Annotated in this window: 2 protein-coding genes; both read left to right on the forward strand. The window is 45.9% G+C overall.

What is annotated here, in order from left to right; translation table 11 throughout:
* The first annotated feature begins 8 nt into the window (after positions 1–8).
* Positions 9–10697, forward strand: a complete 10689-nt coding sequence (locus MKY18_RS01965) for an amino acid adenylation domain-containing protein (RefSeq protein WP_342497692.1) — start codon at positions 9–11, stop codon at positions 10695–10697.
* A gap of 44 nt (positions 10698–10741) precedes the next feature.
* Positions 10742–14575: an amino acid adenylation domain-containing protein gene (locus MKY18_RS01970; RefSeq protein ID WP_342497693.1), complete on the forward strand. Its 3834-nt coding sequence runs from the start codon at positions 10742–10744 to the stop codon at positions 14573–14575.
* Positions 14576–14599: the final 24 nt, after the last annotated feature.

Raw genomic sequence — 14599 nt, forward strand, 5'->3', positions numbered from 1 at the left:
GTGGACATATGAGCAAGCAGAAGATTCAAAAGGTATATCCTTTAACACCCATGCAGGAGGGCATGCTCTATCATGCCATGCTAGACCCTAATTCCTCCTCTTATTTCACACAGCTTGAGCTTGGAATAAGCGGAGAATTTGATCACGCTCTTTTTGAAAAAAGTCTCAATGAGCTCATACGGACATATGACATTCTCCGTACAGCCTTTGTTTATCAACAATTACAAAAGCCTCGTCAGGTTGTACTGGCTGAACGTCATCTCGATGTGTATCGAGAGGATCTATCACATCTGAATCATCAAGAGCAGCAAAAGGTATTGGATCAATATAAAAAACAAGTGAGAAAGCAAGGATTTCATTTAACAAATGATCTGTTATTGAAGGTCGCTGTTTTTCAACTAAATGAAACAAATTGGCATCTCATTTGGAGCAACCATCACATCATCATGGATGGTTGGTCCATGGGTGTTTTAATGAAAAAACTGTTTCATTACTATGAATCTTTTCGGAACGGTCGAACGCCGGATCGCTCACAGGGTAAGCCTTATGCAGATTATATCCAGTGGCTTGGAAAGCAAAATAAACAAGAAGCGGAAAGCTATTGGCAGGAGCGTCTAGATGGAGCGGTTCAGCATCAAGGGCTACTGCAGCAAAAAGAAGCGAACGGACAATACGACCATCAGGAATGGACATTTACATGGGATGCTCAAACGGTACAAGCCATTCAAAATGTAGCAAGACAATGCCAAGTGACAGCCCCGAACCTGTTTCAGGCGGTCTGGTCTGTTCTTTTAGGCACCTATCATGCAGCTGATGATGTCACATTCGGCACCGTTGTATCGGGCAGACCTCCAAGTGTATCTGGAATTGAGCGCATGGCAGGGCTGTTTATCAATACGATACCCGTTCGAGTGACATTGGATCAGAAGCAGACGTTCAAACAGTTGTTTCAAAAGGTACAGCAGCATGCATTGGAAGCGGAAAACTATGATTTTATGCCGCTTTATGACATTCAGCAGAAAACAGCTGCTGGAGGGCAGCTCTTTGATCATTTGGTTGGGTTTGAAAACTATCCTTTAGATCAGGAGCTGTCTGGTGACACCATGTCTGCGCGTCTTGGTTTTTCCATTGATGTAAAGGACGGATTTGAACAAACGAATTTTGACCTAAATGTCCTTGTGTATCCCGGTGAAACGTGGACATTGAAAATCAAATACAACGCCATAGCTTTTGAAGAAAAGGTCATTGAAAACATATCGAAACATCTAACTAATCTCATGAAGCAAATCATCCAAAACACTGATGTACGCCTTCATGACGTGACATGTATCACGGAAGAAGAGAAGCAACAGATAAAAGCGTGGAATCAGACGGAGCGAGATTATCCGAAGCATCTGTCTATTCCTGAGCTGCTCAAAGAACGTATGAAGGCGCAGCCTGACCATCTGGCATTAGTTGAAGGCGATCAAACATTCACGTACGAGGAGCTCGGACAAGAAATCAGTCGTTTAGCTGGCAGTCTTATAGAGAAAGGCGTACAGCCAGGAGATGCTGTCGCAGTGTATATGAATCGATCAGCTGATGCGGTGATCGCCATCTTAGCAGTTCTACACGCAGGGGCAGCTTATGTACCAATTGACCCTTCCCAGCCTGAGGAGAGAATCCGATGGATGCTTGAAGATAGCGGCGCATCCATTTTGCTTCATGCTGACAGTCAGCCGCCAGTTGATGAACAGATCAAGGCTGTACATGTGACGAGTAAGCCTCATCACTCACACATGGATGTATCAGCCCAGACGTCTCCATCTCACTTGGCGTATATCATGTATACATCTGGATCAACTGGACAGCCAAAAGGGGTGCAAATTGAGCATCAGCATATTGTGAGATTGGCTTGCTCTCAGGAGAAATTAGGCTTGAATAAGTCGGATAGTATGGCGCATACAGGAGCGGTCAGCTTTGACGCCATTACCTTTGAAATCTTTACCACGCTACTGGGTGGTGCGACGCTGTATCCTGTTGACCGTGATACTTTATTGGATATCAATAGATTCGAACAATTTATCCAAACACATCAGATCTCGGCGCTCTTTTTAACGACTGGGTTATTTAATCAGCTCGCTCAGCAGCGGCCGCAAATGTTCAAAGGATTAACCACATTAATTACAGGCGGTGACGTGATCAATGTGAAGAGTGCGGAGCTTGTGAAACAGCATCATCCAGCACTTGTCTTGCTGAATGCCTATGGTCCAACAGAAAATACAACCATCTCGACCATTTACGAAGTAAGAGGAGATGAAACGGGTCCGATTCCAATTGGTCAGCCGATTAACCATTCGTCGGCTTATATTTTAGATGATGATCAACGATTGCAGCCAATTGGAGCGCCAGGAGAGCTGTATGTTGGCGGAGATGGTGTCGCAAGAGGGTATCTCCATCGTCCAGATTTGACCAACCAAGTATTCTTGGCAGATCCTTTTAAGCCGTCAGGCCGTTTGTATCGAACAGGGGATTGGGCTCGGTATGGCGCGGATGGCCAGATCGAATTCCTCGGCCGGACAGATGATCAAGTGAAAATTCGAGGCTTCCGTATTGAGCTTGGTGAAATTGAAACAGTGCTTCAGCAAAAAGCGGGCATAGATGATGCGGTTGTGCTTGTCCATTCGTTTTCCTCAGATGAAAAGGAAATCACCGCTTACTTCACAGGGACAATGACAGAAGAAGAAGTGCGAGATTTATTTAATCAAGAGCTCCCGGCTTATATGGTGCCGCACCATGTGATGAAGCTGGATGCTTTTACACTCACATCGAACGGCAAGGTAGATCGAAAAGCTTTACCAAAGCCGGACGAAGCGCATCAGGAGAAAAAGGAAATCATTCCGCCTGAGACGGAGACAGAAAAGGCACTCGCTCAAATTTGGGAGGAGCTCCTTGGAAAAACGGTCGGAGTAGATGAACATTTCTTCATGGCTGGCGGGCACTCTCTCAAAGCGATGATGATGTCTGCGAAGATTCAAGAGGTGCTACAAAAGGAAGTGCCGATTCAAGTGATTTTTGAGAAGCCGACGGTTCGTTCATTAGCGGCATATATCGATCAGGATGGTCAAGAAGAAATGGGACATCCGATTATACCAGCAGAGCAGGCGGATGAATATCCGGTATCACCAGCTCAGCGTCGTTTATACATTTTGCAGACACTCGAACCAGACAGCACGAATTATCATATTCCAATCGTCTTAACGCTTGAAGGAACACTCCAATATCAGCGGCTCAAATCAGCGTTCGATCAGTTGATCCAAACGCATGAAATTCTAAGAACGAGTTTTCATATGAATGGAGAAGACATTGTTCAAAGAGTGAATGATTGGACGGCATTTGATCTTCCCGTCCATGACATCAAGGAAGAAGAGGCGGAAGCATTTCTTTCTGAACGTCAGACGCCATTTGATTTAACAGCGGCACCCCTTTTGCGAGCTCAGCTGTTGAAGGTCAGTGAAAACCGTCATCTTCTCGTCTTGGAAGCGCATCATCTCATTACAGATGGCAGCTCCATGAAGACGTTCATACAAGATTTGGCGAAGGCCTATGATGGCGAAGCTCTTGCAGAAAGAACCATTCATTATAAAGATTACGCTGTCTGGCAGTTAAGTGAAGAAGAGACGGAGAAACAGAAGGAGCATGAAGCCTATTGGCTGAAGCAATTCGAAGGAGACTTGCCAGTATTAGAGCTGCCAACGGATTATTCGCGTCCAGCGGAACGTGATTTTTCAGGAGAACGATTCATGTTTGGCTGTGATCAAGCGACGACTCAGCGGATTCATGACCTGCTTCAGAAAACAGATACGACCATGTACATGTTCTTGTTATCTGCTTTTCAGGTGCTGCTTGCCACCTATAGCGGTCAGGAAGATATCATCGTTGGTTCCCCTGTTGCAGGACGGACACATCCTGATATACAGGACATGCCAGGGATGTTTATCAACACCGTTGCGATACGCGGAAAACCAGAGCAAACGAAAACATTTTTACAGCTGCTTGAAGAAATAAAAGAAACGAGTGTTGATGCTTTTGCTCATCAAAGCTATCCGCTTGAAGAGTTAATTGCACGTCTTCCGTTAGATCGTGATACAACCCGAAGCCCGCTCTTTAGCGTGTCATTTAACATGCAGAACATGGAGGTTCCCGCGCTAAAGCTCGGTGACCTGCACATTTCGCCTTATGCCATACAGCATCACTCAGTCAAATTTGACTTGTCTCTAGAAGCATTTGAACGAGAAGGAGCATTAAAGCTGAGCTTTGACTATGCAGCGGCGTTATTTAAAGAAGAGACGATCCGCAGATTCGGAACTCATCTTCTGGCGATTATTCATGAAGCGGTCCAACACCCGGATGAACAGATCGGCTTGCTCCCTATTCTTGAACAGCATGAGCAAATAGAGCGGTTGGAGAAAAAAGACGAAGTGCAAACAAATCATCATGAGCCTTTCCACGTCCAACTTTCACGTCAGGCAAAGGAAACACCAGATGCCATTGCGGTGATGGATGATCAACGGAAGCTCACTTACCGCGAGCTGGAAGACATGTCAAATGTAATTGGCAGTGAACTGAAGATACGAGGCGTCGAGAAAGAAAAGACTGTAGCGCTGATTCTTGATCGCTCTGTCTATGTCATCGTTTCAATGCTTGGTGTGATGAAAGCAGGAGGTGCATTTGTGCCAATTGATCCGGCCTTTCCTGAGAAACGTATCAATTACACATTAGAAGATTCAGGTGCACAAGTGATCGTAACAAATGAGTCTCTTGCAGGGTCCTATCAACATCACAAGTCGATTCAGGTCGTGCAGATTGAAAAAGCAGTACTACAAAGCCGCACGCTAGATTTGCCGGAAGTATCAGCCGATCAACTTGCGTATGTGATTTACACATCTGGGACAACAGGAAAACCGAAGGGTGTTCAGCTCACGCATCGTAATCTATCACACTACGTTAACTGGCTGACAAATGAGGTGACATTGCAAGAATGCGATCGGACGGCACTTCTTTCTTCTTATGCATACGATCTTGGTTACACAAGCATTTTCCCTGTCTTAAAGGCAGGAGGAACCCTGTATGTGCCTCGTGAAGATGTGTATACAGACCCGGTACGACTCATGCGTTTAATTGATGAACAAGAGCTGACTTATATCAAAATGACACCATCCTTATTTCATATGATGGCAGATTCGAAAGATCATGCATTTAACGCTTTACGCCTTGTCATACTTGGAGGAGAACCGATTGTCTCTGAAGACGTTGAGATATTTATGGAACAGCATCCATGTGTGGCTGTGATGAACCACTACGGCCCGACAGAGACAACCATTGGAACTGTGACCAAGCTGATCACAAAGCAAGAGCTAGGCGAATCGAAGGATCGCTCTGTGATCGGACAGCCAATTGCTCACACAAGAGCGCTCGCACTCAATCGTCAGCAGCGCCTCGTCCCGTATGGTGCACCTGGAGAGCTTTATATATCAGGGGAAGGTGTATCGAGAGGGTATTTGAATCAGCCTGAATTAACGGCAGAGCGTTTTCTAGAAAATCCGTATTTTTCTGAAGAGCGGATGTATCGTACAGGAGATTTGGTCAGACAGCATGCAAATGGAGACATTGAGTTTCTCGGAAGAATAGATGATCAAGTGAAAGTCCGCGGCTATCGTATTGAGAAGCAGGAAATTGAGCATGCCGCACGTGCACGATTATCCATTCAAGAGGTGTATGTGAAAGTACTTCATATGTCCCGTTTACCAGAGCTTGCACTTTATTACACGTCGCCTGAACCGATTGGAACACTGACGTTTAGAGAAAAGCTTGCGGAGACACTGCCGGATTATATGATCCCAACGTACTTTGTCAAAGTCGACCACATCCCGCTCACGCAAAACGGAAAGGTAGATGCGAAATCTCTGCCGCTTCCGCACGAGGTGCATATGAATCGCGCGGTGCATGTAGCACCAGAAACGGCACTTGAGCAGTCGCTGTGTGACATTTGGTCAGAAGTACTTGGGGTTGAACAAATAGGTGTTCATGATCACTTCTTTGAATTGGGAGGTCATTCTCTCAAAGGCATGGTGCTCATTTCGAAGGTACAAGCCAAGCTGAACAAGCATGTGCCGCTCAAAGTCCTTTTTGAAAAGCCAACGATACGGGCGATGGCAGCTTATTTAGAAGAAGTGGGTTCCTCGGACATGACATCCATTCAGCCGGCGGAGAAGCAAGATTTCTATCCTGTCTCTTCTGCTCAAAAGCGGATGTATGTGTTGCAGCAGCTGCATCCAGAAGCAGTGACTTACCATATGCCTGCCGTATTGATGATGGAAGGCAGTCTAGATGTAAAGCAGCTAGAAGAAGCGCTGCAAGCCTTGATCGAACGACATGAATCATTGCGGACAGCCTTTGTAGAAATTGATGGCGTACCCGTTCAAAAAGTGTATCGCCGAGTGCCGTTTACGTTAGAGGTTGTTGAAGTAGAGAAAGGTCATGAGCAACCTGTCATAGACGCATTCATCACCCCATTCTCATTACATCAAGCACCATTAATGAGGGCAAAGGTGGCGAAGCTTTCTGAAGAAAAATATATGTTCATGATGGATATGCACCATATCATCGCAGATGGTGTCACACGCAGTCTGCTCATTCAAGAATTGGCAGAGCTGTATGAGAAAAAGACGTTACCGCCAGTTCAGCTGCACTATAAGGATTATGCGGTGTGGCAGCAGGAAGAAAAGCAGCAAGCGCTGCTCGAAAAACAGCGTCAATATTGGCTGGAGCAATACGCAGAGCCACCTGAAGATTTGGCACTGCCACTTGATTTTCCGCGCCCTCATGTACAGTCATTTGAAGGAGACCGAGTCGATAGATGGTTATCTTCTGAAAAGGTGCAGACCATTAAAGCACTCATGGCTGAAAAAGGTGTGAGCATGAACATGGTCATGCAAACGGCATTTGCTATTTTCCTTTCCAAATTAACTGGGCAGACAGATATCGTGATAGGCGCTGTCACAGCAGGACGTACACATGCTTCAATCGAACGGGTTCCAGGCATGTTTGTGAATACACTGGCTCTTCGACATGAAGTGCAGCTCGAGGAAACGACAGCACAATTACTTGAAAAAATGAAAGATCGAAGTCTATCAGCCTATGAACATCAAGAATTTCCGTTTGAGGAATTGGTGGCACAGTTAGATCTGCCGAAAGACACGAGCCGCAACCCATTGTTTAGTGTCATGCTGACAACGGATGACCGTGATATGACGTTACCGAATCTAAATGGACTCAAGCTTTCGCAAAAACAGCAAGAGACAGTTCATGCAAAATTTGATGTAACGCTCGGTGTATTCGAAGAAAAGAACCAAGTGGGCTTACGCTTTGAGTATGCAACAGCGCTGTTTAAAAAGAAGACCATTCAGCGTTGGAGTCGATATTATGAACAAATCATAGACGAGATGCTGGCGAAGCTAAATGAACCAATTTCATCGCTTTCGATCTTAACAGAAGAGGAAAAACAAGAGCTGATCAATGAATGGTCAGGTCCTGTCCTAAACGTTCCGTCAGATCAAACGGTTCATGCACTGATTGAGGCTAAGGTATTTGAAGCACCGCACCAAAAAGCGGCGACCTTCCGCGGAACAAGCTGGACGTATGAAGAACTCAACAGCCGTTCAAATACAGTCGCTTCAAGACTCATTTCAAACGGCATAAAACGAGGAGACCGTGTCGGTATTTTCACTCGCCCATCACTTGATATGACGGCAGCCGTCCTTGGCGTCCTTAAGGCAGGTGCGGCATTCGTTCCAATTGATGCGGATTATCCTGATCAGCGCATTGCTTATATGCTGGAAGACAGCGGGACAGAGGTTCTTCTCATGCAAAAAGGACTGACTGCACCATCTTCATTCGCAGGGCATGTCCTGTTCATAGAAGATGCGGTAGAAGGCGAAGCACAAGAAATTCAGGTTCATGTCAAACCAACAGATCTCGCCTATATGATTTACACGTCTGGAACGACAGGACAGCCGAAAGGTGTCATGGTCGAGCACCAGTCCCTTGTGAATCTAGCGTTTTGGCACAATGATGCCTTCCAAGTGACCAATGCGGACCGAACCGCCAAATATGCCGGCTTTGGCTTTGACGCCTCTATTTGGGAAATGTTCCCGACATGGATTGCCGGTGCAGAGCTGCACATCATTGATGAAGCGATTCGTCTCGATATGATCAAGCTCAATGCGTATTTCAATGATGAAAATATCACCATTGCGTTCTTGCCGACTCAGCTATGCGAGCAGTTTATGTCAATGGACAATCACTCCTTGCGTTACTTACTAACAGGAGGAGACAAGTTGAAACAGGTAAAGCCTGTTCCTTATCAACTCGTGAATAACTACGGTCCGACTGAAAACACCGTCGTGGCGACAAGTGGGATTATCGATCCAGATCAAGGCACGCTTCCGATTGGAACAGCGATTGCTAATACTCGTTTTTACATTATGGGTTCGTTATATGATCTCTCGCCGCCAGGCGTACCGGGTGAGCTTGTGATCGCAGGAAAAGGACTGGCAAGAGGGTACTGGAATCTTCCGGAGGAAACAGAGAAAAGTTTTGTCCCAGATCCATTTTATCCAGGTGAGCGCATGTACCTGACAGGTGATTTGGTGAAATGGACAGAGGATGGCGAGCTAATCTATCTCGGCAGAAAAGACCATCAGGTCAACATCCGTGGCTTCCGGATTGAGCTGTCAGAAATTGAGGCGCAGCTCCTTGCGCTGGCAGAAGTCAAAGAAGCAGTTGTGACAACGGTCAAAGATGCCAGCGAACAGGATGCCCTTGCCGCTTACGTCATCACAGCTGAAGAAACGACCGACCTAAAAGAAAGTCTAAAACGCACGTTGCCAGACTATATGGTGCCTTCATGGATCATCAAGCTTGACCAACTGCCGATGACGGCAAATGGCAAGGTCGATCTGAAAGCATTGCCAGCACCTGATATGGAAGCGAACCAAACAGCATACGAAGCGCCAAGAGACGAAGTCGAAACGCTTCTATGCGGCATTTGGGAAGACGTGCTTGGCGTCAGCCAAGTCGGCATTCACGATCACTTCTTCTTCCTTGGCGGAGACTCGATTAAAGGCATTCAAATGGCAAGCAGACTCACACAAGCGGGCTGGAAGATTGATATGAAACTACTATTCCAGTACCCAACGATTGCGGAGCTACGCCCATATATCGAAGAAGCTGATCAACTGACAGCTGACCAATCACCTGTCGAAGGGGAAGTCATGTTGACTCCAATTCAACGCTGGTTCTTTGAACGAACATTCACTGACCAGCATCATTGGAATCTCTCGATGATGCTTCATGCGCCAAATGGATTTGACCTTTTGATGACAGAACAAGTGATGCAGAAATTACTTTCACATCATGATGCACTGCGCATGGTATACAGGCAAGAGGATGGCAGCATCCTGCAATACAATCAGCGGGAGCTCACTGAACCGATTGCGGTTATTTCTCATGATGTCTCTAAAGAGCACGACGTGAAAAAAGCCATTTCCACCTATGCCAACGAGTATCAGCGTCAGCTGAACCTCGAAACAGGTCCGCTCATGAAAGTGATCTGTTTCCGTGCAAAAGATGGCGATCACTTACTTATCGTGACACACCATCTTGTGATTGATGGTGTCTCATGCCGAATTTTACTAGAGGACTTTATGTCTCTTTATCAACAGGCAGCTCAAGGACAAACGCTCGTCCTGCCGCACAAAACCCACTCCTTTAAAGAATGGGCAGAGGCGATCGAACGATACGCACAGTCCAAACCGTTAAAAAGCCAAAGTGAGTACTGGAATGAGATTGACAGGACCCCAATGACCACTTTACCTGTTGATCATGAAGTAACGAAAAGAAAAGTTGCTCAAACAAAAGCAGTACAGATGCAGCTTTCAGAGTCTGAAACCGAGCATCTTTTGACCGACATTCATCTACCTTACACAACGGAAATGAACGATATTCTTCTATGTGCGCTCGGTCTTGCCGTTCAGGAGTGGACAGGTGAATCCCATGTACATGTGCAGCTTGAAGGTCATGGAAGAGAGGATATTTTATCAGGGCTGGATGTCTCCCGCACGGTTGGCTGGTTTACGAGTATGTATCCAGTCGTACTGAAAGCAAAGCCGGATCAGAGCATAGCTGAGGAGATTAAAGGAACGAAAGAAATGCTGCGGCGTGTCCCGAATAAAGGGATCGGCTACGGGATTTTAAAATATCTCACTGAGTCGTCAGGAAAACATGTACAACCTGAAATCAGCTTGAACTATCTTGGGCAGATTGATCAGGAAGTGACGACAGAACTCTTTGGACCATCCGCCTATGATATGGGACGACAAGCAAGCCCTGATTCAGAAGCTGTCTATAAGCTGAACCTCAGTGGTCTTGTTCAACACAATCGATTCATGTTGTCTTGTTCATATTGTTCAGATGAATATGAAGAACAGACGATACAGCGGTTCATGGCATTGCTAAAGGAAAAAATCCAATCCATCATGACTCATTGTTTAGCGCAGCACGAACGAGAATTTACGCCAAGTGATTTCTCTGCTGGTGACCTTGATATGGATGAAATGGACGATATATTTGACATGCTTGAGGAGAAATTGACCTAACAACATGAGATCAGTCATAAAAACGGGAAGGGAGGATGAAATAGATGAGTTCATTTAAAAGGGATCAAGTTCAAGACATGTATTATCTGTCACCGATGCAAGAAGGCATGCTGTTTCATACCCTCCATCACCAAGAAAAGGGCTTTTATGTAGAGCAAATGGATATGAACGTAAAGGGTACACTGCGTCATGACTTACTTGAGAAAAGCATGAATGTCATCGTGGAGCGATACGATATTTTTCGTACCGTATTTCTCCACGAAAAAGTGAAGCGCCCTGTCCAAGTTGTGCTGAAGAAACGTCCTTTTACGCTTGATGTGGTGGACATGCAGAATCTTTCTGAAGACGAACAGCTTGTACGTCTTGAGACATTTAAACAACAGGATCGCCTGAGAGGATTTGACCTTTCGAAGGATGCTCTCATGCGGGCAACTGTTTTCCAAACGGGCCCTGCCAGCTATCGCTGGATATGGAGCTATCATCATATCCTTCTTGATGGCTGGTGCTTTGGGCTTGTGGTGCAGGAGTTATTTGCGATTTATCATGCCCTTTTACATGACATCCCTTACAAGCTGGAACCGGTTAAACCGTACAAAGAATATATTCAATGGCTTGAAAAACAAGATAAACAAGCATCACTTCAATATTGGCAGCAATCATTAGCCGGGTTTGATGGGCAATCTACCTTTAAAGAACAGAGAAAGCAAACGAATGAACATGAATTAGGCGAATTGGAATGGTCGATGAGTAAGGCAGAAACGGCTGCTTTATCAGAGTTAGCGTTCCAGCAAAATGCAACGTTAAGCAGTGTGCTGCAATCGGTCTGGTCAATTCTGCTGAGCAGATATCAGCGTTCAAATGATGTGCTGTTTGGCACGGTTGTGTCGGGGCGTCCGGCAGATTTGGCTGGTGTTGACAGAATGGTTGGCTTGTTCATCAATGTCATCCCAAGAAGAATTCAGCTGACAGATGACATGACATTCCGTTCTCTTCTGTCAGAAACGCAGCAGCAGTCTCTTGCGGCTGAGCCGCATCAATATATTCCGATTTATGATATTCAGGCAAAGACAGGTCATCAGCCACTCATTGATCATATTGTCGTGTTTGAAAATGTCCCAGCCGCAAAGAAGGACGAGCAAGAGGCGCGGTTAGGATTTACTGTGGAAAACATGAATGTGTATGAAAAATCGAACTATGATCTCAATTTGCTGGCATCACCAGGAGAACAATTGCAATTGAAGCTGGCCTTTAACAAAAAAGCATTTGATCCTCAATTTGTTCAACGGTTAAAGGAGCAGCTGAGTTTATTGATGAGCGAGGCGATCAAGCATCCTGATCAATCGGTTCATACACTTACACTTGTCATGAAACAGGAAAAGCAGCTGATTCTTGAGGAATGGAATGCGCCCGAGCTTGAGCATGACCAGCTATATTTGTCGAAATGGTTTGAGCATAATGTCCGCAAACAGCCGAATGCGGTCGCATTATCAGCAGGTGAGCACACGATGACATATGCGGAGCTGAATGAACAAGCTAACCGATTGGCAAGACATTTGCAAAAAAATGGGGTCACGCATCAAACGGTCATCGCCATTTTAGCCGGCCGCACGCCTGAACTGATTGTCAGCCTGCTGGCTGTCTTAAAAGCAGGTGCAATCTATGTGCCTATTGATCCCGATTATCCCGAAAGCCGCATTCAATACATGCTTAAAGACAGCGGGGCAACGCATGTTCTGACTCACTCATCCTTTATCGGTCAAGTGAAGGCACTTGCGTTTGATGGAAAGTATCTGTTTGCAGATGATCAAGAAATTTCACTGATGAGCTCAGAGAATCTGCCGCTTGAAGCAGGTTTACACGATACGGCTTACATCATGTATACGTCTGGTACAACAGGTCAGCCAAAAGGCATCATGACGACCCATTCGAATATTGCCCGGGTGGTCAAAAATACAAACTACTTAACCATTTCAGAAACAGATACACTGCTGTCATTATCCAACAGCGTATTTGATGGCTTTACATTTGATGTGTATGGCGCACTTTTAAACGGAGCGAAGCTTGTCTTGCCGAAAAAAGAGACCATTTTAAACATGGGCGAGCTGACGGGATTGATTAAAAGGGAAAACATTTCTGTCATGTTTGTTCCAACGGCATTATTTAATCTCCTTGTTGATGAAGAAACCGACTGGATGCGCAGTGTGCGCAAGGTGCTATTCGGCGGAGAGCGGGCATCGGTACAGCATGTGAGGAAAGCCTTTGCTGTCATGGGGAAAGGCAGACTCATCAATGTCTATGGCCCAACCGAATCAACAGTATTCGCCACTTATTATCCAGTCGATGAGGCTCTGCCGATGGAAGCCCGTTCGATTCCAATCGGAAAGCCGCTCAACCAGACGGGTGCTTATATATTGAGTCAGCACAGGCAGCTTCAGCCGATTGGAATGGTCGGAGAGCTTTGTCTGAGCGGCAAAGGGCTTGCGAAGGGGTATTTGAATCGTCCTGATCTGACAAAACAAGCCTTTATCGCGCATCCATTCGCTACGGGAGAAAGGCTGTATCGTACAGGAGACTTGGCTTATTTTCGAACGGACGGTTTGATTGAGTATGCAGGCAGAGTGGATGATCAGGTGAAAATTCGCGGTCACCGAATTGAGCTGACAGAAATTGAAGCCCACCTTCTCATGCATCCAGGTGTAAAACAAGTGGCCCTTATAGCTGATCAGCATAACACGCAGCATACAAGGCTGCTCGCCTATATGACGTGTGAGGAGGAGTGGAAGGATAAACTGGATGTGATCAAATCAGGGCTGAAGGGGAAACTTCCGGCTTACATGCAGCCTCATGACCTGATCAGACTTGAGAAAATGCCACTTACGCCAAATGGAAAGGTTGATAAACGTCAGCTGCCAAAGCCAGAGGTGTCTCAAGGAAACCGTCATGTGAAGCTTCCGATAAATGAGGTAGAACAAAAGCTACTTGTGATGTGGCGGGAAGTGCTTGAACGAGAAGATATCAGCACAGATGACCATTTCTTTGAGCTTGGCGGGCATTCATTAAAAGCGATGTCGCTTTTATCCAAGGTGTCAAAGGAATTCGATGTTCAGGTGCCCATTCACTTGCTGTTTGAGACGCCTACCATTGAAGCAATCAGCCGTTATATTCAACAGCAGGATCAGGAAGCCGCCGGCTATCTTGTATTCAATGAATCTCAAACGCCAACAGTCTTTGCTCTACCGCCATTACCAGGCTATGGCTTTATCTATCAGGAAGCCGCAAAAACGCTCGATGGTGTTCGTTTGATCGCCTTTGACTTTATTGAAGCTGATCACCGAATCACGCAATACGTTCAGCATATCCAGCACCTTCAGCCTGAAGGGCCGCTGACTTTGATGGGTTACTCTGGCGGGTGCTACCTAGCCTTTGAGCTTGTTCAATCGCTCGAACAAGCAGGGCGGACCGTCGAAAAAGTCATCATGATCGATTCCTATAAGAAAATAGGAGAAAGTGATTTAGAAGGACGATCCATTGATGACGATATCGCAGCGATCGTCCATCAGTCGAAGCAAAGTGAACTTGCCCAAGCGGAGCTCATTCAAGACGAGCTTGCTCAAAAAACGAGGGCTTACTATGAAACTTTTGTTAAGGGGGTGAACCAGGGAGAGATACAAGCAGACATTGATTTTATCCAATCCGAAGAGCACATCGCGATACCAGACTGGATGGAAAGTTGGGAAGCTGCGACGACCGGTGCTTATCGCCAATATCAAGGCTATGGTCAGCACGCGGACATGTTCAAAAACAAAGAATGTGCCGCCCGAAATGCACAGCTAATTAAAGAAATAGTCCATCATAAAAATAGAGAAACAGTCATGTAAACTTTAGATGAGGCAGGGATGCAC

The organism is Bacillus sp. FSL R7-0672 (assembly GCF_038601465.1).
Lineage (GTDB): Bacteria > Bacillota > Bacilli > Bacillales > Bacillaceae > Bacillus > Bacillus pumilus.